Genomic DNA, 22632 nt, shown 5'->3' on the forward strand with positions numbered 1-22632 from the left:
CCACACCCCGACGAAACAAAAAAAGCCCCGCCGGAAACGACGGGGCTTTCTTTTTTTGACGTCTAGGGAAGCGCGCCTAGAGGCTGGCGACCGCTTCGGGCTTGGGCGCGAGCGGATCGCGCGCTTTGGGTCCGTCGTTCAGCGCCGCCATCACCGCCTTGTCGCGCGCGTAGATGTCGTCATAGGCGAGAATGTCGCCGTCCGCCTTCGCGACCGCCGAGAAATAGACGATGTGGACGGGAATGGGCTTCACGAACTGTGCGCCCGTATTCTCGCCGGAATTGACGACGTCGGCCGTCTTGGCCGCCGACCAGTCGCCGCCATCTTCCTCGAGGAGGATCGTCGCCAGCTTCAGGATATTCTCGGTGCGGATACAGCCGTGGCTGCGCGCGCGTTCCTCTGCGTTGAAGAGGCCGCGGGCATTGGTGTCGTGCAGGTAGATGAGGTGCGGGTTGTACATCACGAACTTGACGCGGCCCAGTGCATTCGAGGGACCCGGCGGCTGGCGCCAGTAGCTGACGCTGCCGTCATTGTTCTTGACCGCCTCATAGCCGGCCTTGCCGCGCACTTCGGGCTCGATCGACTTGGGGACGTTCCAATAGGGATTGAAGATGACCCCCGTCGCCTCGACCGACAGTTGCGGGGTCGGCGTGTTCTTGGCACCCGCGACCGCACGGTGGCGCGAGACGGTCTCGCCGTTTTCCACCAGCGCCGCGGTATAGGCCGGGACGTTGACGATGATGTAGCGCTCGCCGAGATCCTGCGGCAGCCAGCGCCAGCGGTCCATGTTGAGCCGAATCTCGGCAACCTTGGCCGCGCTCGCCTTGGCACCCTTGGCGACTTCCTTCGCCAGCGCCTTCTTGAGGGCGGCATATTGCGGGTGCGTCGGCATCAGCCCGTCGAGCGTTGCGGTGACCGCATTGTCGTAGAGCGCCTTCTCGGTGAGATAGCGGAGCATGCCCTCGCGGTCGAGATCGGGATCGACGATGTGCCAGTCGATCCGCGCTTTCTCGCCGGCATGGCCGAGCGCGAGGTCGTGGGCGAGTTCCTCGAACCGCTGGGTGGCGGCGGCGGATACCTGCGCCTGGTCGCCGGCGGCGATGACGGAGCGAAGGCCCGCGGGATCATAGTCGGCCGCGGTCAGTCCGTGCTTGTGAATGACGTCGATATAGGAAAGCAGTTCCTGCACGTCTTCCGCCTGCCAGACGGGAAGCTTTTCGACGGGCTCTGCGGTCTTGGGGTTCGACAGCGCATCGGACGGCTGTACATCCTGCGTGGTGACGGGCTGGACCTTCGCCGGCTGCGCCTCCTGCGGTGCGGCGATGGCGGCTGCCAGCGGCAGCATCATCGTCGTTGCGGTCAGTCGGGCGATCGTGGCGCGTTTCATTGAGTAAAGGTCCATCCTGTTGGCGATGCCACCCCATATGGCATTTATCGCTTGTGCCTCTAGCACTTAGCAACAATATCGAAGCTGAACGAAAAGGAAAAGATCGCCCTCCGATTTGCTCGATCTGTCGCTTAACGGCGACACATTGCTCGTTCGCATCGGGGGGTCGGTCATGATGAGGCTTGGCGATACGCTTTTATGGCGTCAAACAGGAACGCGATGACGAAGGCGAACGAAGGTCACACCGCGCGCATCGCGCCCGTCGATCCTGCCGTCGAGCGGCGGCGGGGCGAGCGTCGTACGGTCGAGCTCGAAGCGCAGCTCCGCGAAATGGGCGCGGAGGGCTTCGAGGTAAGGCTGATCGACGTGTCGGCCCACGGCTTCCAGGCCGAAATCCTTGGCACCGAGGATGTCGAGGTCGGCGCGCGCATCTGGCTGATGGTGCCGGGTGCCGACCGGCAGAGCGCGCTCGTCAAATGGGTGGCCGGAGCGCGGCTCGGGGCGGAATTCGCGCAGACCGTCGACGTGGCCGGCCTGCTCGCCGGCGGCTAGGGCGTCAGCTCCCCGACGACCACGGGGGTGAAAGCGCTGACGATCGCCTTGATCCCCTTGAAGGTCGGGTGGACGCCATCGGGCAGCAGCATGGCCTCTTCCTCGGCAAGGACATCCGGAAGGAACGGCGCGACGGTCACGCCATATTTCTCGCCCAGCCGCTCGTAGACGCCCTCGAAGCGCGCGATATAGTCGGCGTCATAGTTGCGCGCGGCGGGGATGGCGGCGAGCAGCACGCGCATGTCCTCTGCCTGGAAGCGCTCGATCAGCGCCGAGAGATTGGCTTCGGTGTCGGCGGGATCGACCGCGCGGAGCATGTCGTTGCCGCCCAGTTCGAGAATCACGAGTTCGGGCCGGGCCTCCAGCGACTGCAGCGTCCAGTCGACGCGATCGAGGCCCTGCTTGCTGGTGTCACCCGATACGCCCGCATCGACGACGGTCGCGGCGATACCCTCGCGGCGGAGCGCATCCTCGAGCTGGGGCGCGAAGCCCAAACCCTCGTCGAGCCCGTAACCGGCGGTGAGGCTGTCACCGAAGGCAAGGATCGTGCGCGGTTCGACCCGCTGCGCGCTGCCGGGAGCGGCGCTCGTCAGGAAGGCGATGGATAGGAGGAGAAGGCGGAGCATGGACCTTTGAGGGGCTAGCCCGATTGCAACCCTCGCGCAATCACCCTAGCTCCCCATGACGATGACCGAACCCCTCCTTGACCTTCGCGACGTCCATTTCGGCCTCGGCAGCGGCGCCGGCCGTGTCGACATCCTCAAAGGCTTCGACCTGACGCTGCAACCGGGCGAGAGCTTGGCGATCCTCGGGCCCTCGGGGTCGGGGAAAAGTTCGTTGATGAGCGTGATCGCAGGCCTCGAGCGGCCCGACCAAGGGCAGGTTGCGGTGCTGGGACAGGAACTCGGCGGCCTCTCGCAGGACGATCTCGCGCGGTTGCGCGGCGGACGGATCGGGATCGTGCTGCAGGACTTCCAATTGCTTTCCACCATGACCGCGCTCGAGAATGTGTCGGTGCCGCTCGAACTGGCGGGACGCCGCGACGCGGGCGAACGCGCGGCGGCCGAGCTGCAACGGGTCGGGCTCGCTGGGCGCATGAATCACTACCCGTCCCAACTGTCGGGCGGCGAACAACAACGCGTCGCGATCGCGCGGGCGACCGCGACGGGGCCCGACCTTTTGCTGGCAGACGAGCCGACGGGGAATCTCGATAGCGCCACGGGGGCGGCGATCGTCGACATGCTGTTCGAGCGCGCGCGCGGGGAAGGCGCGGGGCTGGTGGTGATCACCCACGATCCCGAGCTGGCCGCGATGGCGGACCGCACGCTGCACATGCGCGACGGACGCCTCGGCGAATGAGCCTCGGCTGGGCGCTGGCGCGGCGCGATCTCAAGGGCGGGTTCGGCGGGCTGGGGCTGCTGTTCGCCTGCCTGCTTCTGTCGGTCGCGGGCCTGGCGGCGGTGCTCAGCCTCGTCGCGGCGATGCAGAGCGCGATCGACGACAGCGGCCGCTCGATCCTCGGCGGCGATATCATGGTCAGCAATGCCCAGCGCCCCGCGACCGAGGCGGAGCTTGAACGACTGCGCGCGGCGGGCACGGTAAGCGAGGCGATCTCGACCCGCGCCATGCTGGTGACCGACGAAGACATCGCGCTCATCGACCTGCGCGCGGGCGACGACGCCTATCCGCTGGCGGGCACGGTCGAGGGCGAGGGACGCGCGCCCGCGAACGGGCAGGAAATCGCCATCGGCACCGAGGCGGCCACGCGCGCGGGGCTCGAGGTCGGCGACAGCGTCGATCTGGGCGAGGCGAGCTTTACCGTCAGCGGGACGATCATGCGCATGCCGGGCGGGACCTTCCTTTTCGCGCCGCCTGCGCTCCTGACGATGGAGGGCATCGAGCGCACCGGACTGGTCGTTCCGGGAAGCCTCGTCGAATATCAGGTGCGGCTCCTGCTCGACGATGCGACCGACCCCGCCGCCAGCGCAGAAGCGCTGGTCGAGGAACTGGAGCCGATCGGCTGGGAAAGCTCGACGCGCGAAGGCGCGGCGGGCGGCACGCAGCGCTTCGTGGCCTCGACGGGGGACATGCTCTTGTTCGTCGCGATTGCGGCGCTGGGGATCGGCGCGCTGGGCATCGGGAGCGCGATGCGGGCCTTTGCGGCATCGCGGCGCGAGACGATCGCGCGGTTGAAGCTGCTCGGCGCGACCCGCCGACCGCTCGCGGGAATGCTGATGATCGAGATCGCGCTGGTGGCGCTGGCGGCGATCGTTCCCGCGCTGGCGCTGGGCGCACTGGCTCCCGTCATCGTCGGCGGTGCGGTCGGAGACCGCTTGCCGCTCGCGCCCGACCCCGGGCCGCATTGGGGCGCGCTGGCGCTGGCGGCTGCGGTCGGCTTGGCGACGACGCTCGCGGTGGCGTGGCGGCCCTTGGTGGCGGCACTGCGGACGAGTCCCAAGGCGACGCTGCGCGAAACGGCGGCGCCGGGCGATGTCGAGCGACGGTGGAGCGACTGGTTCGTTCCCGCGCTGGCGAGCGCGGCGGTGTTGGCGCTTCTTCTGATCGCGGCAAGCGAGCCCTTGCTGGCGGCGATCGCGATCGGCTGTCTGTTCGTGCTGGCGCTCGTTTTCATGCTGTTCGGATGGATTGTCCGGCGCGCGGCGCGGGCCTTGCGGCACCGCGGCGGGCCGATCGTGCGACTGGGCGTCGGCGCGCTCGACCGGCCGGGCAATGCGACGCAGCGGCTGGTGCTGGCCTTGGGACTGGGACTTTCGATCCTCGTCGCGCTGGGTGCGGGCGGGCAGAGCCTGCTGGCGGAGATCGACCAGGCCGTGCCGCAACGCGCGCCCTCGCACTTCATCATCGATGTGCCGCGCGAGCGCGAAGCGGACCTTCGCCGGGTGGCGGAGGGAGCGGCACCCGGCGGCGATGTGCGCGTCGTGCCGACGCTGCGCGGGTCGGTGACCGAGGTGAACGGTGTCGCGGTCGGCGATTTGCCTGAAGACCGGCGCAGTTGGCTGGTGCGCGGCGACCGGGGCCTCACCTTCTCCGCCGAGGTGCCCGAGGGCAATCGCGTCACGGCAGGCGAATGGTGGGCCAGCGACTATGCCGGCCCGCCGCTCATCAGCCTCGAGGACGAGGCGGCGGCGGATCTCGGGATCGGGGTCGGCGACACGCTGACCTTTTCGATCGCGGGGCGCGAGGTGACCGCGCGGATCGCCGCGCTGCGATCGGTGGATTGGCAGAGTTTCGGCTTCAACTTCGGCATCGTGTTTGCGCCCGGAACGCTCGAGGCGGCCCCCTATTCGCTGATGGCGACGCTCGAGCCCGGCGCGGCGGGGGTCTCCGGCAGCTTCGAGCGCGATCTTGCCGAAGCGCTGCCGATGGTGACCGCCGTCTCGGTCGCCAATGTCATCGCCGAAGTCCGCTCGGTGCTGACCGCGCTCGATGCCGCGATCCGCATCGCGGTGGCGCTCGCGATCGTGATCGGCGTGATCGTGCTGGCCGGCTCGGTAGTGGCGACGCGCGCCGCGCGGGCGCGCGATATCACGCTGCTCAGGCTGGTCGGAGCGCGATCGGGGCAGCTCGTGGCGAGCCAACTGGTCGAATTCGCAATCCTTTCGGTGACGGCGGTGGCGCTTGCCATGGGGACGGGACTGTTCCTCGCCTGGCTCGCGATCACGCAGCAGTTCGACATCGCTTTCCGCCCCGACATGATGGCATTGTCGCTGCTCGCGCTGGCGGCGATCGCACTGGCGATGGGCTCCGCGATGCTGGCGATCCGCCCGGTGCTGCGACGCTCGACGGGACGCGCCCTCCGAGCGCGCTAAGGTCGGAACCTTCCCGAAACGAGATGGCGAAACGGGGCTGGGGAAACCGTCCGCGAATTGGGGCGTTTAACCCTTTCGAAAGGAAATTCTCATGGCCTCACAGCCCATTCCGACCATGCGCGCCCCTTATGCGACCCGCGGCTACCACGCCGTCTATCGCGAGCGCGAAGTGAACCATTGCCCGAGCTGCGGCCAGACGAACTGGCTGATCGGACGCGTGTCGGCCGAATGCGCGCGCTGCGCGACGGCGATGCCTTTGTCGGAAAGCGTGCAGGACACCTCCGGCTGGCGCGTCAGCAGCGCGCACGAACCGCGCGCGGTCCATCATCGCGACCTGCGCGCGCTCTAGGCGCGACTAGTTCGCCTCGACCTCGCGGATCGGGATATTGAGGTTGCAGATGTCGACCCCGCCCGCCGGTACGCGATAGAAATCGTCGTTGCGGTTGGCGCGCACCGAGAGATAGCGCGCAAAACTATCGCTATCCTCGCGCATCACTTCGTACCGAGGCGCCGGCTCCTCGACGAGCATGCTCGCGAGCACCACCCGCTCGATGCCCGTCTTGGGCTCGTCGCTTTCGTAGAAGCCGAGCGCTCCCGACCCGCGCGGGAGGGAAGAGAGATGCTCGATCCCGTCGATGACGCGCCCCGCGATCGCGATATTGCGATCGAGATGGCGCGGCGCGTGGCCGATGATCGCATAGAGTTCGCTGCCCGACCCGGTGTCGGGCGACATTCCGCGCGCGACCCCGACGGCCCCGTAACAATGGGTGAGGCTGGCGGTCCCGTCGTTGTAGAGCGCGACGGGCCATCCATCGGAAAAGCCGGCGGCAGCCGCATAGCTGTCCGACGACCCGAGGCCCACGACCTTGAGACCGTCGACGGGGCGAACATATTCTGCAGCCGGCCGTTCGACGACACCGGCGGGGACGGGGCGTTCCTCATCGCCGATCCCCCATTGCGCGACATAATTGTCCTGGACGCGGTAGACGGCGGCCCCCGACCAGTGCGCGTTGCGGGCGAAGCGCTGGATATTGGCGACATGCTCGGGCGCAAAGGCGCTGTTGAGCTGGACGACGACGCGGCGGTCTCCCGTCAGATCGACGATGAGAAGGTGGTCGGCGTCGATTTCGGCCCAGGCGCTCTCGGGGGCGTTATCGACGACGTCGCCCGGAGTCATTTTCGGGAGCGGAGCGGGCTGCGCGGCGTCCTGCACAGCGAGCGAGAAAAGCGAGGCGAGCGCGAGAAGCATGGGGAGGTTCCTTGAATGCTGGAAACGGTCGAGGCGCAGCATGGCAGTGTTGCAAAAAAGCGCAAGTCGCTGACAAAGAGATGCCCTGTCGGGAAACTTTACGCACGTTTGTTCATTGCCCGACACATGAGCGAGATGCAGCACCAACGTCTATCGCCCGAGGATTTGCGCGCGATGGCAGATACGAGCGGCGACCCGATCATCCGCAGGGCCCTCCAGACGCTGGCCGAGGATGTGGAGGAGGAGCAGGGCTTCGAACCCGAGGGCACGCCTCATGCGTAGCCTGTTCACGATCGCGGCCGGAGCCGCGCTGCTTTCCGCGTGCGGAGACACCGACACGCAGACCGACGCCCCCGTCGAAGTGCGTGGGGAACTGCAGGACGGATTGTTCGAACTCTCGGCCGTCAACCGCGACATTGCGATCAAGCGGGCGATCCGCGGCGCCGGCGGAACGTGCGAGCGGGTGCTCTATTCGGGCTATGTCACCCAATATGAAAATCTCGACATGTGGACCGCGCGCTGCGACGCCGATGTCGATTGGGCGGTGTTCGTCGGCAGCGACGATACCGCGCAGATCCGCTACTGCGCCGACGTCGTCGAACAGGGCCTACCCGCCTGCGACATTACGCGGCTCAACAGCGAAGGCGAGAACCAGCCCGAGGTGTCGCCGGTCGAGCCGGGGTCGAACGAACCCTAGGTCCGCGATGGATCGGCGGGCGGGAAGCGCGCCAGTTCCGTGAAGTCTCCAGCCTGCTTGTGTCCGACCACGGGCGCACCACCGCTCGACACCCAGACATGCGCCTCGAGGCCATCGTTGCCGCGCCGGGATCCATAATGGAGCACAGCGTCATGACCGCGGCGCACAAGCATGCGCTCGGCAGCGATTGCGCGGTCGAAGCAGACCGGTTGCCAGGGGAGCCGACGCGTCCAGCCGTCCAGCACGCGGGCGACCATGCGAATGGTCGCGTCATCGGCGCCGGGGAATTGACGCTCCCTTCGCGGGACGAGTGTGTCGAACTTGCGAAATTTGAGCGCGACGCGGGCGCGCAACAGTTCGGCAAGCGCTTCGGCGATGACGGTTCTGGGCAGGCGGGTCATCGATCCGCCAGCCACTGCACGAACGCCGCGCCGGTAAGCGCGCGCATCATGGCGACGCGATATTTGTAGATGCGCTCATAGTCGTCCCAGCCCGACGCGGGCCACTCGGCGAGCGCCTTGCGAAGCGCGCGCGTGTCGAACAACGAGGCCGCGTCATGGCCGTCCTCGATGCGGTCGATGACCTGTTTGAAGAGGCCCGCGTCGCGCAGCGCCGCGGCACGCCAGTCGGCGCCCTGCACGCCGCCCGCGCCGCCCGTGCGGACGATTTCCGGCAACCGAGGGTCGAGCATCGCGAGTTGGAGTTTGCGATAATACCGCCCGTCGGTGAAGATCGAATTGGGAAGCGATAACGCGAACTCGACGAGGCGACGGTTGAGGAAGGGGTCGACAAGTTCGATCCCGTGGCGGCGCAGCGGCGCGCGCTGTAGGACGCCAAGGTCGAGATGGAGGATGATCTCGTGGAGGCGGCGCTGCGGATGCGGAATGGCATCGCCGTCATGGTTGAGGCGAATGAGGTTGTCGCGGGCACGGGCGATGGCGTGGCGGCCGCCATCGGATTCCGTTCGCATGAAGGCCTTTTTCGCGAAGCGCGAGGCGCTGGCGCCGATCTGGAGGCGGGCCAGCCATTCGGGCGGGGCGTCGCGCAGCGCGGTCTTGAGGCCGTAGCCGCGGTGGCGCAGCGTGCGGGCGGCAAGGTCGCCCCAGCGCTTTTCGGCGGCCATGGCGACGACGGGGTGGACGCCGAAATTGCCGATCGTGAAATTGCCCTGCGTGCCATCGAACAATCGGGTCGCGCCAAGACCCTTCGCCAGCGCGTGGCAGCCGTCCATCCACCCCAGATTGGTCGGATTGTAGACCGGGCGCTGGAAGGTCTCGAACGCCCATTCGATCGCTTCGCGGAGACCCGAAGGTGCCGCGCGGAGGCGGTGATGGTCGCCGCTGCCGCCGACGCTACCGTAGGCGGCATGGGCGAGCGGATATTCGTCGGTCGTGGCGTTGGTCAGCACGTCGGCGTGGGGCGACGGTGAGCCGGTGATGGCGTCGCCCAGCTCTCCCGCCTGCGCGAGGCGGGTCAGCATCGAGTTGCTGTCGACCCCCGAGGAGAGAAGCAGTGGCGCGCCCCCTTGTCCCAGAAGCCGCTCGTCGAGGAGGTCTTCGCTGCGGCGAAGCGCCTCGTCGAAGCATGTCTCGATCGGGTCGAGCGATGGTTTCCACCAGCGCTCCAGCGTCTCCTTGCCCTCGCGTGTGACCCGGACGGCACATCCGGCGGGCACGCGGCGCACGCCCGCAAAGGGGGAGCGCAGATCCTCTTCCGGCAGGAGAAAGAGATAATCGCCCAGCCATTTCTCGTCGATCCTCGCCTTGCCGCCGAGGTCGGCGAGCGGGAGTGCATCGGAATGAACGTGGAGGGCGCCATCGTGAAAGCGATAGTGGAGAGGCTGGAGACCGAGCGCGTCATGGAAGAGCAGCGCGTCCTCACCCTGGCGATACACACCCGCGAACCGCCCTTCGAGACCGTGAAGCGCATCGACGCCCCGTTTCGCGAGGGCGCGCAACAGCAGGCCGGCGTCGCCGAGCGATTGCCCTGCCGTGCCGACGATTTCGACCAGTCCTGCGCGATCGTCGATATCGCCGATTAAGGTCAGCGCCGAGTTATCGAGACGGGCGTCGGCCTGTCCCCGCGCGGCGTCGTCGAAGGGACGGACGTCGATCGTGGGGAAGTGCACTTATCGAGAAGCGGTCAGGAGGGGGTGGGGCAGGGGGCGTAGGCGTTGCCGTTGTTGCCGACGCGCGGCGACACGGATTCTCCGCACGAGACGTTGCCCGATTGCGCGGCTTTTGCCGAAAGGCGACTCAGCACCGGCCGCGTCCAACCGAGTTTCGATTGATCGTTCATCCACCCCGTCCCCGTCACGCGATCGGTCCACAGCGTGCGAACCGAAATCCTTAACGGGCCTTAACGTTTGGGGTGGAATCTGTCGAGTAGGATGCGTCAGCTCGCGCACGGCCCATTGTTCCCGAAACCGCAGCTCTGGCCGAGCTTGCCGCTCGCGCCCTCGCCCGAAGGATTGCGGTCAGGCATGCGCGCGCCCTTGGCCGACAGCCTCGAGAGGCTCGGTGTGGTCCAGGCAAGGCGCGCTCGTGCGGTCATGACAACTACGGGTCCAACGTGAAACGAGGACCGATTCGATGGCCCTCGAACCCGTAATTGAACGATCAGCGTAAACGTTCGGTAAACGCAGGATCGGGCGTCAGAAGGAAATGACGCGATCGCAATGCGCTAGGCTCTGCGGGCGGTGGCTGACCAGGATGACGGCCGTGTCGGGCAATTCGGCCTTGAGTGCCGCGAGTACATGTTCCTCGGCTGCGAGGTCGAGTGCGGCGGTGGCCTCGTCGAGGATCAGCAACTTCGGCGAACGCATCACCGCGCGCACGAGCGCGAAGCGCTGACGTTCGCCGCCCGAAATCTGCGTGGCGCGGTCCCCGATCGGCGCGTCGAGCGATCCGAGCCGGGCCATCAGGTCAACCAAGCCGAAGGCGGCAAACAGGTGCTCGAGACGCTCCTGATCGGGATCGGCGGGAAGGTCGAGCATGGATCGGGGACGATTGCCGAGCAGGCTGCCGTCCTGACCCAGATAGGCGAGCCCTTCGCGCCAGCCGGGTCGCGCGGCGGGATCGAAGGGAGCGCCGTCGAGATAGAGGTCGCCGCGCGCGGGCGGGATCAGTCCGGCGATCGTGTCGACGAGCAGCGACTTGCCCGCGCCGGAGGGGCCGGAAAGCCCCAGCCACCCACCGCGCTCCAGCCTGACCTCGAAGGGACCGAGCGGCTGGGACGCGGGGCCGACATGAAGCCTGCGCCCCTCGATGACGTTCCAGCTTGCCGCTTCATCGCCCGTCGTGTCGGCCCGCTCGGGGCGAGCCAGTGCGAGGAGCTCGGCAACAGGAGCGAAGCTCGGCGCAAAAGCGAGGAACCGCTGATACTGGCTGACGAGCGCGCGCGCTGGTCCCATCATCCGTGCGAACAGCAGCAGCAACAGGAGAAGGACGCTGGTATCGAGCGCGACGAGTTCGATACCGATGTAGAGGATCGCGGCGAGGCCGACGGCGCCGGCAAGCTGGTTGGCGACCCCTGCATCGGCATCGGCGGCGTCGATTGCGTAATATCCGTCATTTTCTGCGCGGATCAGTCGTCGGAAGCGGTCCAGAAAGCGCGTCTCGCGACCTTCGGCGAGCGCGGATTTGAGCCCGGCGTGGAACACGAAACCGCTCTCGCGCGCATCGCCGATGGCGTCGACGAGCTCGACGCCCTGGCGATGCGAGCGACGCACCCAGCTCCAGCTGGCGATGGTCGCGAGGAGGAGCAGGATGAAGGCGGCGCCGGCCATGGTCGGAGAGAGGGCGAGCGCGATCACGCCCTGGACCCCGAGCAGCAAGGCGAACACGGCAATGGAGAGGAGTTGCGAAACGGCGATGGCACTGCGCGGTACGTCGCTGGTCCAATATTGCTGCATGCGCGACTGGCCGATGTCGCTGGCGGCAGGCCATCCCATGGTGGCGAGCGCGGCGGCGACGTCGCTCGACAGCGCGACCGAATAGTCGCGGTAGAAGCCTGCCTGCATTCGCCCGCGCAGCAGCATCAGCATTGCGCGCACGATCATGACGAGAAGGAAGAGGCCGAGCACGACATGCGTGGCGGGGAGCGGCGGGAGCCAGTCCGGGCCCTCGCCGCTGAGCGCCGCGAGCAGGGGGAGGAGCAGCAGGATGCCGACGCCTTCGACCAGCGCGGTGACGAACTGGACGGCGACATAGATGGCAAGGCGCGCGCCGAAGCGGGCACGCAGGTCGGCGATGAGGGCGCCCGCGCCCGCGCTCACGAAGCCTCCACGGTTACGAGACCGGCGGATTCCAACTCGGCGAGGAACGCGCGGACGTCGGCCTCGCAGCGGTCGCGCTCCACGTCATGGGTGTCGATGAGCCGGTCGAGGATCTGGTCGAGATCCGCGCCGTCGCCGATGGCATTCCAGATGCGCGTCCCGATGGGGTCGAGACCGTAGACTTCGCCGGCCTTGGGATCGAGGGCCATCAGCTCGCCGTCGACCGCGCCGGTCGGGATCGAACGGTTCTGGCGAATGCGATGATGCGGCAGGATGGCGGTCGCCTTCGGCATGCAAACTGGCTACGCACGGGGGCGATGGGTGGCAAGAGTCATGACGGTGCAGGCGAGACCTGCGGCGCCTTCGGACTGCGGTTCGCAAGCGATCTCGCGCTGCCGGAATTGCGCGATGCGACAGGAGCTGCGGACGCGCGGATCCTGCTCGAGCGGACGGCCGAGCCGCCGCCCAAGGACGAGATGTGGTGGTCGATTGATGCCGACGCCACCCTGATGCTCAGCCTCGACGACCTGCGGTACACGGTAGCGAGCGGCGAGCGGATCGAGATCATCGCGGGAGATGACGTGCCCGACCATGAAATCCGCGTGTGGCTGCTCGGGCGGGCGATGAGCGCGCTGCTGCTCCAGCGCGGCTTCCTGCTGGTCCACGCCAATGCGGTCGCGTTCGGAGCTGGCGAGGCGGCGGCCGTGCTGGGAGAGTCGGGCGATGGCAAATCGACGTTGGCGGCGGCGCTGCTGGCGGCGGGGGTCGAGCCCCTGTGCGACGACCTGCTGGCGATCCGTTTCGACGACGCGGGGGATGCCTGGGTCGCTCCCGGCGTTCCGCGCATCAAGCTCGGACCCGCGGCGGCGAAGGTGCTGGGGATCGACATCTCCGACGCGCCCGAGGTGGGCGGCGGCATGAACAAGCGCCAACTCGCACTCGACCTCGAGCGGTCCTGGGATCGCAGCTTCCGGTTGACGCGGCTCTATCGGCTCGAACGGGGCGACCTCGCGATTGAACCGCTAAAGGGTCGCGAAGCGGCGGCTGCGCTGCTCGACAATCTGTTCTGGCCCGAGCTGCAGGCCGTGATGCCGGGACAGGAAGGCCGCTTCGTCCAGGCAATGCGGCTGGCCGATCGATGCGCCTGCTTTGTCTTTCGACGCCCGTTCGCGCTCGACCGACTGGTGCAAGGTCGCGACGCGCTGGTCGCCCATCTCGCCACCGACCTTTGACACACGAAAAACGCCCCCGGAAATCCGGAGGCGTATCTCGTTTCCATCAGATCGGCACCAAGGCCGATCTTCGCGAGGACGATTAGCCCTGGCGCGCCTTGAAGCGACGGTTCGTCTTGTTGATGACGTAGGTCCGTCCGCGACGGCGGATGACGCGGCAATCGCGGTGACGCGACTTGAGCGATTTCAAAGAGTTACGGATCTTCATGGCCAATACCCTGCCTAAATTGGTCGTCAAATTATCGGGAGCTATCAATAGCTTCGAGGGGGCAGGTAGGGACGCCCCCTCGAAGAGTCAAGATGCTACGGGCGCGGCGCGCGCTCTTCGCCTGGCGCGAAACGGTCGCCGAAATAGGTGTCGGCGTACCAGCGCGGGCGCTCGTCGTCGTCCGCGATGGTGAGGGCGATCCGGTAGTTGAGATCGGCATATTTGGCGAGCGCGTCCCACTTGATCGGCAGGTTCAGATCGTCGCTCGGCTTGTGATAATGGTTGGCGAAAAAGTCGCCGAACAGCCGCTCGCCCTCACCCTCGTAGCCCGTGAAGAGCAGAATCGCGGGGATGCCTTTCTCGGCGAATCGGTAATGGTCCGAGCGCGTGAAGATTCCCTGTTCGGGCATCGGGTCGGGGGAGACGGTGACCGACAGGCCACGGCCCGCGGCGGCGACCTTTTCGGCCACGCTGTTATATTCCGCGCCGAAGGCGACCACGTCGGTGAAATCGTAGAGCGGTGCGGGCATGTCGAGATTGACGACCGCCGCGATGTCCTCGAGCGGCACGATCGGATTGGCGGCATAATAGCCCGCCCCGCGCAGACCCTTCTCCTCGGCGGTCAGCGCGATGAACGTGATGGTGCGGTCGGGCGCATGGTCCATGGTGGTGAACAGGCGGGCGGCCTCCAGCATGGTCGAGACGCCCGCGGCATTGTCGAGCGCGCCGTTGAAGATCTTGTCGGCGCCCGGCGCATTGTCGTTGATGCCGACATGATCGAGGTGCGCGGTCATGAAGACATGCTCGTCGGCCTTGGCGGCGTCGCCCCCGGGGAGGGTCGCGATGACGTTGGGACTGGTGAACCGCTCGTGGCGCGACGTGAGGTCGACGGCCATCGAGGCATCGAGCGCGCGCGAGACCTTCTCGCCTTTGAGCGCGCGTGCCGCGAGCGCGGCGAACTGCTTGTCGCTCAGACCCAACAGGTCGCGCGCCGCTTCCTGGCTCATGCGCCCCTGGAAGCGCAGCGTTCCGGGCAGCGTGCCGGGGCGTCCGTCCTGGCCGACCCAGTCGATGACTTCGCGGCCGCGGAAGAAATCGAGGATCCGCTGTCCGCGCTCGCCGCCGGTGCCGCCGATCGAAATCATGCCGATAGCGCCGTTCGCCGCCGCCGATGCGGCCTTGGAGGAATTGAGATGCGCGGAAATGTCGCTCGGTTGTCCCTCGGGAATGCTGTCGAGCGTGACGACGATCTTGCCAGCGACATCGACGCCCTCGTAATCGTCATAGCCGAGCAGGGGTTCATCGAGCCCCGATCCCACGAACACGAGCGGGGCTTCGAGCGTCAGTCGTTCTTCGGCGGGATTGGCGTAGAGCGCGACGGCCTCCGAGACGTCACGGGCCGAGCCCCCCGTCTTCAGCGACGCGCTCTGCGCGGTGGACACCGTCTTCACGAACGGCACCTGCTGGTACCAGCTGCCATTCTCGCCGCCCGGCTGCAGCCCGAGCGCGCGGAAGCGGCTGGCGACGTAGAGCGCGGCGACATCGTATCCGCGCGATCCCGCGTCCCGACCTTCGAGCAGGTCGTCGGCGAGGAATTCGACGTGCGCGCGCACCGCATCGGGGTCGGCGCGCTCGGCGCTCATCCCGTCCTGCGCATAGGCAGGCATGGCGAGGGTCAGCGCGGCGGCGCCGAGGGTAAGGTTGGTGAGGCGGATCGGCACGGAGAAATTCCTTAAGGCTGGTCGGAGTAATTGCAGGGTCAATCTAGGGACGCTCGGCGGGGATCCTAGGGGCATTCGATGAATGGCGGGCCGGATGGGCGCGACCTGCGCGGGCTTTCCATTGCGCCGCCCTGTCAGTAGACAGGCGCCCGACCGGACAACTTCATTTTCCAGGGGACCCCATGAGCCTAACCGTCACCAGTGCCTTCGACAGCGGCAACATCGAACTCGTATCCGCCGATGGCGACACGCTCGAGTTGCACATCGTCAAGGATCATCAGTCCGATTTCTATCAGTGGTTCCACTTCAAGCTGGTCGGCGGCGCGGGGCGCGAGGTGACGCTCAACATCACCAATGCGGGCGAGAGCGCCTATCCGGCAGGCTGGCCCGACTACAAGGCTTACACCAGCATCGACCGCGAGGAATGGACCCGCGTCGAGACGACGAGCTACGCCGACGGCATGCTCACCATCCGCATGGTGCCCGATACCGACTGCGTCTATCTCGCTTATTACGTGCCCTATTCGATGGAGCGGCATCTCGATCTCGTCGCCACGATGGCGGCGCTGCCCGATGTCGAATATCGCAGCCTCGGCAAGACATTGGACGGGCAGGATCTCGACTATCTCGTCATGGGCGAGGGCGATCTTGTCGTGTGGCTCTACGCCCGCCAGCACCCCGGCGAGAGCCAGGCTGAATGGTGGATGGAAGGAGCACTGGACAAGCTCACCGATCCCGACGATCCGGTGAGCCGCAATCTTCTGAAGCATTGCACCTTCCACATCGTGCCCAACATGAACCCCGACGGGTCCAAGCGCGGCCATCTGCGCACCAATGCGGTCGGGACCAACCTCAACCGCGAATGGGACAATCCGACGGCCGAGAAGAGCCCCGAAGTGCTCTACGTGCGCAACCGGATGGACGAGACGGGCGTCGATTATGCGATGGACGTCCACGGCGACGAGGCCATCCCCGCCGCCTTCCTCGCGGGCTTCGAGGGCATCCCGAGCATCGAGGACGAGCAGCACGCTCTGTTCAAGAAGTTCAGTGCGACGCTCGTCGCCAACACGCCCGACTTCCAGGAGGAAAAGGGCTACGAAATCTCCAAGCCAGGCGAAGCAAACCTGTCGATGTCGACGACGCAGCTGGCCGAGCGGTTCGGCGCGGTATCGATGACGCTGGAGATGCCCTTCAAGGACAATGACGACATGCCCGACCCCGTCTACGGCTGGTCGACCGAGCGGTGCGGCTATCTTGCCCATGCGTGCCTGAACACATTGAACCAACTGCTGCCCGATCTCATCGCGCGCAAAAAGGGCCGCGGCTGATGCCGACGCTGATCCTCGCGCGCCACGGCCAGTCGCAGTGGAACCTCGAGAACCGCTTCACCGGCTGGTGGGATGTGGACCTGACCGAGCAGGGCGTCGAGGAAGCGCTGGCGGCGGGGCGGCAGCTCAAGGCGAAAGGCTATGAGCCGAGCGTCTGTTTTACCTCGGTCCTGACCCGCGCGATCCGCACGCTGCACCTCGCGCTCTACGAAATGGACCGGCTCTATCTGCCCGTCACCAAGGACTGGCGCCTCAACGAGCGGCACTATGGCGGGCTGACCGGCCTAAACAAGCAGGAGATGCGCGAGAAGGTCGGCGAGGAGCAGGTGCATATCTGGCGCCGCAGCTTCGACGTGCCGCCGCCAGAGCAGGACGAGGACGACAAGTTCCGGATGGATGGCGATCGCCGTTATGCGGGCATCTCCATCCCGACGACCGAGAGCCTCAAGGACACGATCGAGCGCGTGCTGCCTTATTATGAGGAAGCGATCGTGCCGCATCTGAAGGCGGGCGAGACGGTGATGATCTCGGCGCACGGCAACAGCCTTCGCGCGCTGGTGAAGCATCTGTCGGGCATCTCGGACGACGAGATTACGGGGCTGGAGATCCCCACCGGGCGACCGATGATCTACGAGCTCGACGATGATCTCGCCGAAATCCGGCGCTTCTACGTCGACGAGGACTGATTGCATCGGCCGCCAGGCATCGACTAGGACGTGCGGCAGCGACGCGAAGGGGAATGAAGATGGACGCCAAGGTCGGCGTGATCATGGGCAGCCAGTCCGATTGGGAAACGATGCAGGGGGCGGCCGATCTGCTCGACACGCTCGGCGTCCCGCACGAGGTGAAGATCGTTTCCGCGCACCGCACGCCGGACCGGATGGTCGATTATGCGAAATCGGCGCGCGAACGGGGGCTTGAAGCCATCATCGCGGGCGCTGGCGGAGCGGCGCACCTTCCGGGGATGGTCGCGGCGCTGACGCCCGTCCCGGTGCTCGGCGTGCCCGTCCAGTCCAAGGCCCTGTCGGGCATGGATAGCCTCTATTCGATCGTGCAGATGCCCGCGGGCGTTCCCGTCGCGACCTTCGCGATCGGCGCTGCGGGGGCCAAGAATGCCGCGCTGTTCGCCGCCGCGATGCTGGCCAACAACGATGGCGCGCTTGCCGAGCGGCTCGACACATGGCGTGCCGCGCAGACCGACAAGGTCGAGGAGAGCCCGCGATGAGCCTCGCGCCCGGATCGATCATCGGAATCATCGGCGGCGGCCAGCTCGGCCGGATGATGTGCCTCGAGGCGACACGTCTGGGCTATCGCACCCACGTCTACGCACCCGACCCCGCGCCGCCCGCGAGCGGCCCCGCCAGCCTCTATGTCTGCGCAGACTATGCCAACAGCGACGCGCTGGCGGGCTTCGCGGCGGAATGCGATGTCATCACCTACGAATTCGAGAATCTGCCCGTCGGCCCGCTGGAGGCGCTCGGCGACAAGCTGCGTCCCGGTACGAAGAGCCTCGCCATCGCGCAGGATCGCGCCCACGAGAAAAGCTTCATCGAGGAGCAGGGCGGCACGGTCGCTCCGTGGCACCGGATCGACGAGCCCGCCGATCTCGATGCAGTGGGCGAGGCGTTGGGGTTCCCGCTCGTCCTCAAGTCGCGGCGTCTGGGATATGACGGCAAGGGGCAGGCCTGGGTGCGCGAGGCCGACCAGTTGATGGAAGCCTGGGAAGCGATCGGGCGCGAACCGGCCATTGCCGAGAAGGCCGTGGACTTCGCCGCCGAATTCTCGATCCTCGTCGCGCGCCGTGCGGATGACGAACTCGCGGTCTTCAACGCGCCGCGCAACATCCATGACGGCGGCATCCTGCGCCGATCCGAAGTGCCCGCGGGCGAACCGATCGACGCGATGGTGCCACGCGCGGTGGAGGTGGCCTGTCAGCTGGCCATCCAGCTCGGCCATATCGGGGTAATGGCGGTCGAATTCTTCGCGACCGACGAGGGCCCGATCGTCAACGAGATCGCGCCGCGCGTCCACAACAGCGGCCACTGGACGCTGGAGGGCGCGCAGACCAGCCAGTTCGAGCAGCATCTGCGCTGCATCGCCGATCTGCCGCTGGGTGATCCGGCGCTGGTCAGCCCGCGCGTCACGATGGACAATCTGATCGGCACCGATGTCGATCTGTGGGAGCAGCTGCTCGCCGAACCCGGCGCGCACCTCCATCTTTATGGAAAGCGCGAAGCGCGCGCCGGACGCAAAATGGGGCACGTCACCCGCCTGGGTTGACGTGCCCCGTTCTGATCGGCGCCAAATTCGCTCCGGCGACGGAGCGCCGGGAACCTAGTTCCCGGCGCCGACGTCGCGGACTTCGTAGTCGATGCCCGCCGCATCGAGCTGCGGCCCGACGACATCGGCATCGCCGACGATGACCCAGACGAACTGGTCCGGATCGAGCACGTCGCGGATGGCGCTGTCGAGGCTTTCGCGCGTCTGGGCGCGATAGCGTTCGGACAAGGTCTCGTAATAGTCCATCGGACGGCCGAGCTCGACGTTGGTGCGGATGCCACCGAGCACCGCGCCGGAGGTCTCGAAATTGCCGGGCAAAGAGGCGATGTTGGAGGCGACGATGCGCTCCAGTTCGACATCGCGCACCCCGTCTTCGGACAGGAAGGCCCGCGTCTGCTGCTGCAGCGCAAGCAGGCTGTCTGCCGTGCGGTCGGCCTGAACGGGCGCGGTGAAGACGTAGCTCACGTCATTGTCGTTGCGGCTGACCGAGCCGCGCACGCCATAGGACCAACCCTTGGTTTCGCGCAGGTCCATGTTGATGCGGCTGAGGAAGTTGCCTCCCAGCGCCTCGTTGGCGGCATTGATGTCGACCAGATCGGCGGTGGGGTCGACCGGAAGCAGCTGCGAGGCGGCGATGATCGACTGCGGCGAATCCGGGCGATCGACGAGGATATAGCGAGCCTCGTCGGGGCGCGTGGGGCGCGAGGGGAAGACCTTCGTGCCACGCGGCGCGGCGGGCGGCTGCCAGTCGCCGAGCGCGGCATTGAGCGACGCAGTGACTTCCTCCAGCGACAAGCTCGAGACCACATAGGCGGTCATGTTGTCGGGCCGCAGATAAGCGTCCTTGAACGAGGTGAGGTCGTCACGATCGATCGAGCGGATCGCAGCGGGGCTGCCATAGGGGCTGCCACCATAGGGATCGTCCTCGCCGTAGATGATCAGCGGCAGCGTGTCCGCGATCAGGCCGTTGGGGCTCGACAGGGCGCGGGCATAATTGGCCAGCGCCTGGTTGCGGACGCGCTCGATCGATCCCTGCTCGAAATCGGGTGAGCGGAGCATGGTGGCCATCAGCGACGCCGACTCCTCGAGGTTGGTCGAGAGGGTCGACATGCTGGCAATGCTTTCGTCGAGCGAGTTGCCGAAGCTGATGGTGGCGCCGAGCGCTTCCTTCGCCTCGGCAATCGCCTGTGCGTCCATGCCACCGGCGCCTTCGTCGAGCAACTGCACGACCATGCCCGAAAGGCCCCGCGCATCGGGCGCTTCGGCGGCGCGACCCGCGTCGAATTCGAGCACGAGGTTGGTCACCGGGACCGTGTCACGGTGCGCGTAGTAGAGCGTCGTCCCGTTGGCGAGCCTGGTCTGCTCGACATCGGGGAAGTCGAGCGCGGCCGTGCTGGCGATCGCGGGAAGTTCGCGCTTGGTGATCTCGTAATCCTTGGCGGCGAGACCCTGACCTTCGCGCGGTGCGGTCGCTTCCTCGTAAGGAGGACGCTGACCGGGCTGGAGCGTGATGGTGAGCGACGGGCGCGCGAGCCATTTGGCGGCGGCGGCCTGCACATCGGCAGGCGTCAGCGCGGCATAGTTGCGCAGCGCCACCGCATATTCGTCGCTGTCGTCATTGTAGAGGAGGCCCTCGGCAAGCGCATTGGCCTTACCGCCGAACCCGCCGATCTGTTCGAGACCCTTGATCTCTCCCGCGAGCAGATTGGTCACCGCCCGGTCGACCTCTTCCTGCGTCGGACCTTCGAGAACGAAGCGCGTCAGTTCGCGCTGGAAGCGGCTTTCGAGCGTGTCGATGCCGACGCCTTCCTTGGCTTCGCCGCCGATCTGGAAGGTGCCGACCCGGTGGTAGGGGCTATAGCTTGCGAACGCATAGTTGGCGATTTCCTCGCCACGCACGAGGTTGGCGTCGACGCGGCTCGACTGCAATCCGCCGAGGATCAGGCCGGCGACCGTAAGCGCTTCGCGCTCTTCGCCCGCGATCCCGGGAACCGCCCAATATTTGGTGACGCGCGGGTTGGGGACGCGGTCCTGCATGACGATCCGCTTCGGCGCATCGAGGGTCGGCACATCGGCCTGCGCGGGCGTGTTCACAGGCCCGCGTTCGATCTGGCCGAAATATTTCTCCACCAGCGGCCGCGCACTCGCGGCGTCGATGTCGCCGGCAAGGACGAGGACGGCGTTGTTGGGGCCGTAGTTGTCGATGAACCACTGTTGCACGTCACCCATGGTGGCGGCCGACAGATCGGCCATCGAGCCGATCGTGGAATGGCGATAGGGGTGACCCTCGGGGAACAGGCCCTCGAGCATCGCATATTGGGTGAGACCGCCCGGCTGGTTGTCGCCCTGGCGCTTCTCGTTCTGCACCACGCCGATCTGGTTGGTGAGCTTGTCCTGCGTCACCGCACCGAGCAGGTAGCCCATGCGGTCGCTTTCCATGAACAAGGCGCGTTCGAGCGCACCGGTCGGGACGTTCTGGAAATAGTTGGTGCGGTCGAACCAGGTGGTGCCGTTCAGGCTCGTCGCGCCGATCTGCTCGGTCCACTCGAAATAGTCGCCCGGAAGGTTTTCCGACCCGTTGAACATCAGATGTTCGAAAAGGTGCGCAAACCCGGTCTGCCCTTGAGGCTCGTCCTTGGAGCCGACGTTGTACCACACGCTGACCGCGACGATCGGGGCCTTGCGGTCCTCATGGACGAGGACGGTCAGGCCATTGTCGAGCTGGAAGCTCTCGTGCGGGATCTGGACCTGGTCGACGAGCGCCGCGAGATCGCTGTCGGGTGCGACATCGGCGGCATCCATCGGCATCGCAGCGCTGGCGTCGGCCATGCGCGCATCGGTGGCTGCACAGGCCGTCAGCATCGAGCTGCCGGCGAGGAGGAGGGCAAACTTGGGAAGGCGCATGATAATTCTCCGCTGAACTTCGTTTCGCGCGCGACCGTAAAGCCTGCCGCCTAAACGGCAAGCCCCCCGACCATCAGGCCGGAGGGCTTCGATAAACGTACGTCTGGTATCGACGAACGTCAGCGGTTGGGGCGCAGATCCTCGTTGGGGATGATCCGGTACCGCGCCTCGATGAGGCTGAAGATCCCGAAGAGGATGAGGCCGATACAGAGAATCGTGAAGAAGGCACCCGTGTCGCGCATGCTCTGGAGCGCGCCGGCCAGGCCTTTGGCCTGATCGCTGTTGCCGGTCGACTGGATGACGAACCATCCGGAGACCACGAATACGACGCCGCGGGCGAAGTGGCCGAACTGGCCGAAATAGGTCACGAACGGCGGCGTTCCGCCTGCGAGGCCCGCGAGGAACTCCTTCGTGATGCCTTTCTTGAACTGGTAGAGACCGGCGATGAGGATGCCTGCGCCGGTCGCATAGAGCAGCCAGTCGGGTGCCATCGAGGCCGCTTCCTGCGTTCCCTGCCCGGACCCGCCCGAACCGAACAGCGTCTTGCCGGCGAGATAGGCCATGATGAAATAACCAAAGCCCGCCACGACATAGAAGAAGCGCTTGGCCTTGCCCTTCGCATCGTCGTCGAAGCCCTCGAGGTTCTTCACCGCGTCGAAGATCTTCCACAGACCATAGCCGAAGGCGCCGATCATGATGATGGCGAGCAGCACATTGCCCGCCGGCAAATCTTCGACCGCCTTGAAAAGATCGGACGTCGAATCCGCGCTGGACGATTGCATCGCCACATAGCCGAGCAGGATATAGACGAGCCCCCGGGCCACATACCCCGCGCGGGTCCAATTCTCGAGGCTCGATGCGGTGGACTCCAGTCCCGACGTGCTGACCATGCGTTCTATCTCCCTGTTCTAGGGGACGAGACGGTTCAGAGTGCACGAGGGTTCCGAAATTGCTGACAGCCTGAAACT

The 22632-nt window shown here is 66.5% G+C and carries 24 protein-coding genes; 11 read left to right on the plus strand and 13 right to left on the minus strand.

The genetic code is table 11. The annotated features are described in order from the left end of the window. Positions 1-76 precede the first annotated feature (76 nt). Positions 77-1387 (minus strand): L,D-transpeptidase family protein, encoded by a 1311-nt coding sequence (locus tag WJS89_RS08755; protein ID WP_346340556.1) that lies wholly within the window; start codon positions 1385-1387, stop codon positions 77-79. A 219-nt stretch (positions 1388-1606) separates the two neighbouring features. On the opposite strand from WJS89_RS08755, the gene WJS89_RS08760 reads away from it, so the two are divergent. Then, positions 1607-1939 carry a PilZ domain-containing protein gene (locus WJS89_RS08760; protein ID WP_346340557.1) on the plus strand — a complete coding sequence of 111 codons (333 nt, stop codon included), beginning with the start codon at positions 1607-1609 and terminating at the stop codon, positions 1937-1939. On the opposite strand, the gene WJS89_RS08765 is transcribed toward WJS89_RS08760, so the two are convergent. Next, positions 1936-2565 (minus strand): arylesterase, encoded by a 630-nt coding sequence (locus WJS89_RS08765; protein ID WP_346340558.1) that lies wholly within the window; start codon positions 2563-2565, stop codon positions 1936-1938. The two genes, WJS89_RS08760 and WJS89_RS08765, sit on opposite strands and share 4 nt — an antisense overlap. 55 nt (positions 2566-2620) lie before the next feature. On the opposite strand from WJS89_RS08765, the gene WJS89_RS08770 reads away from it, so the two are divergent. The 3 genes from WJS89_RS08770 to WJS89_RS08780 all read left to right on the plus strand — a co-directional run bounded on the left by WJS89_RS08770 (position 2621) and on the right by WJS89_RS08780 (position 6118). Next, entirely contained in the window at positions 2621-3298 is a 678-nt protein-coding gene (locus WJS89_RS08770) for an ABC transporter ATP-binding protein (protein WP_431993955.1), read from the plus strand. Next, positions 3295-5769 carry an ABC transporter permease gene (locus tag WJS89_RS08775; protein ID WP_346340560.1) on the plus strand — a complete coding sequence of 825 codons (2475 nt, stop codon included), beginning with the start codon at positions 3295-3297 and terminating at the stop codon, positions 5767-5769. Before WJS89_RS08770 ends, WJS89_RS08775 begins: the two co-directional genes overlap by 4 nt. A gap of 91 nt (positions 5770-5860) precedes the next feature. After that, positions 5861-6118, plus strand: a complete 258-nt coding sequence (locus WJS89_RS08780; RefSeq protein WP_346340561.1) for a hypothetical protein — start codon at positions 5861-5863, stop codon at positions 6116-6118. A 6-nt stretch (positions 6119-6124) separates the two neighbouring features. On the opposite strand, the gene WJS89_RS08785 is transcribed toward WJS89_RS08780, so the two are convergent. After that, entirely contained in the window at positions 6125-7018 is an 894-nt protein-coding gene (locus WJS89_RS08785; protein ID WP_346340562.1) for a peptidylprolyl isomerase, read from the minus strand. A gap of 126 nt (positions 7019-7144) precedes the next feature. Here WJS89_RS08785 and WJS89_RS08790 point away from each other — a divergent pair, with 126 nt between their 5' ends. Both WJS89_RS08790 and WJS89_RS08795 read left to right on the plus strand, forming a co-directional pair. Further along, the gene (locus WJS89_RS08790; protein ID WP_346340563.1) at positions 7145-7300 is read left to right on the plus strand and encodes a hypothetical protein; all 156 of its coding nucleotides are present in this window, start codon (positions 7145-7147) and stop codon (positions 7298-7300) included. Further along, a complete protein-coding gene (locus WJS89_RS08795) occupies positions 7293-7715 on the plus strand; it encodes a hypothetical protein (RefSeq protein WP_346340564.1) in 423 nt (140 codons plus the stop codon). Before WJS89_RS08790 ends, WJS89_RS08795 begins: the two co-directional genes overlap by 8 nt. Here the strand turns inward: WJS89_RS08795 and WJS89_RS08800 are convergent. The 6 genes from WJS89_RS08800 to WJS89_RS08825 form a co-directional block, all read right to left on the minus strand. Continuing rightward, positions 7712-8116, minus strand: coding sequence for a lasso peptide biosynthesis B2 protein (locus WJS89_RS08800; protein WP_346340565.1), 405 nt, complete (start codon positions 8114-8116; stop codon positions 7712-7714). The two genes, WJS89_RS08795 and WJS89_RS08800, sit on opposite strands and share 4 nt — an antisense overlap. Continuing rightward, positions 8113-9843: an asparagine synthase-related protein gene (locus WJS89_RS08805; RefSeq protein ID WP_346340566.1), complete on the minus strand. Its 1731-nt coding sequence runs from the start codon at positions 9841-9843 to the stop codon at positions 8113-8115. Before WJS89_RS08805 ends, WJS89_RS08800 begins: the two co-directional genes overlap by 4 nt. 14 nt (positions 9844-9857) lie before the next feature. Continuing rightward, complete coding sequence (locus tag WJS89_RS08810) at positions 9858-10013, minus strand: hypothetical protein (RefSeq protein ID WP_346340567.1); 156 nt, start codon at positions 10011-10013, stop codon at positions 9858-9860. A 96-nt stretch (positions 10014-10109) separates the two neighbouring features. Continuing rightward, positions 10110-10268, minus strand: coding sequence for a hypothetical protein (locus WJS89_RS08815; protein WP_346340568.1), 159 nt, complete (start codon positions 10266-10268; stop codon positions 10110-10112). A gap of 100 nt (positions 10269-10368) precedes the next feature. Beyond that, positions 10369-11991: an ATP-binding cassette domain-containing protein gene (locus tag WJS89_RS08820; RefSeq protein ID WP_346340569.1), complete on the minus strand. Its 1623-nt coding sequence runs from the start codon at positions 11989-11991 to the stop codon at positions 10369-10371. After that, positions 11988-12284 carry a PqqD family protein gene (locus WJS89_RS08825; RefSeq protein ID WP_346340570.1) on the minus strand — a complete coding sequence of 99 codons (297 nt, stop codon included), beginning with the start codon at positions 12282-12284 and terminating at the stop codon, positions 11988-11990. Before WJS89_RS08825 ends, WJS89_RS08820 begins: the two co-directional genes overlap by 4 nt. Before the next feature lie 24 nt (positions 12285-12308). Between WJS89_RS08825 and WJS89_RS08830 the strand changes: the two genes are divergently transcribed. Then, positions 12309-13223 (plus strand): hypothetical protein, encoded by a 915-nt coding sequence (locus tag WJS89_RS08830; RefSeq protein ID WP_346340571.1) that lies wholly within the window; start codon positions 12309-12311, stop codon positions 13221-13223. An 82-nt stretch (positions 13224-13305) separates the two neighbouring features. Here WJS89_RS08830 and ykgO read toward each other — a convergent pair whose 3' ends face one another. Continuing rightward, the gene (ykgO, locus tag WJS89_RS08835) at positions 13306-13431 is read right to left on the minus strand and encodes a type B 50S ribosomal protein L36 (RefSeq protein ID WP_006833921.1); all 126 of its coding nucleotides are present in this window, start codon (positions 13429-13431) and stop codon (positions 13306-13308) included. A gap of 95 nt (positions 13432-13526) precedes the next feature. After that, complete coding sequence (locus tag WJS89_RS08840; protein WP_346340572.1) at positions 13527-15152, minus strand: M28 family peptidase; 1626 nt, start codon at positions 15150-15152, stop codon at positions 13527-13529. 182 nt (positions 15153-15334) lie between these two features. On the opposite strand from WJS89_RS08840, the gene WJS89_RS08845 reads away from it, so the two are divergent. The 4 genes from WJS89_RS08845 to WJS89_RS08860 are packed head-to-tail and all read left to right on the plus strand — an operon-like array spanning position 15335 to position 18760. Continuing rightward, positions 15335-16480 (plus strand): M14 family metallopeptidase, encoded by a 1146-nt coding sequence (locus WJS89_RS08845; RefSeq protein ID WP_346340573.1) that lies wholly within the window; start codon positions 15335-15337, stop codon positions 16478-16480. Beyond that, on the plus strand, positions 16480-17166 hold the full coding sequence (gene gpmA, locus WJS89_RS08850) for a 2,3-diphosphoglycerate-dependent phosphoglycerate mutase (RefSeq protein WP_346340574.1): 687 nt from the start codon (positions 16480-16482) through the stop codon (positions 17164-17166). Before WJS89_RS08845 ends, gpmA begins: the two co-directional genes overlap by 1 nt. Positions 17167-17225: 59 nt before the next feature. Then, on the plus strand, positions 17226-17705 hold the full coding sequence (purE, locus tag WJS89_RS08855; protein WP_346340575.1) for a 5-(carboxyamino)imidazole ribonucleotide mutase: 480 nt from the start codon (positions 17226-17228) through the stop codon (positions 17703-17705). Beyond that, on the plus strand, positions 17702-18760 hold the full coding sequence (locus tag WJS89_RS08860; RefSeq protein WP_346340576.1) for a 5-(carboxyamino)imidazole ribonucleotide synthase: 1059 nt from the start codon (positions 17702-17704) through the stop codon (positions 18758-18760). Before purE ends, WJS89_RS08860 begins: the two co-directional genes overlap by 4 nt. Before the next feature lie 54 nt (positions 18761-18814). Here WJS89_RS08860 and WJS89_RS08865 read toward each other — a convergent pair whose 3' ends face one another. Further along, positions 18815-21664: a M16 family metallopeptidase gene (locus WJS89_RS08865; RefSeq protein WP_346340577.1), complete on the minus strand. Its 2850-nt coding sequence runs from the start codon at positions 21662-21664 to the stop codon at positions 18815-18817. A gap of 119 nt (positions 21665-21783) precedes the next feature. Continuing rightward, positions 21784-22554, minus strand: a complete 771-nt coding sequence (locus WJS89_RS08870; protein ID WP_346340578.1) for a DUF1206 domain-containing protein — start codon at positions 22552-22554, stop codon at positions 21784-21786. Between the last annotated feature and the right edge of the window lie 78 nt (positions 22555-22632).

The organism is Sphingomicrobium aquimarinum (assembly GCF_039655735.1).
Classification (GTDB): domain Bacteria; phylum Pseudomonadota; class Alphaproteobacteria; order Sphingomonadales; family Sphingomonadaceae; genus Sphingomicrobium; species Sphingomicrobium aquimarinum.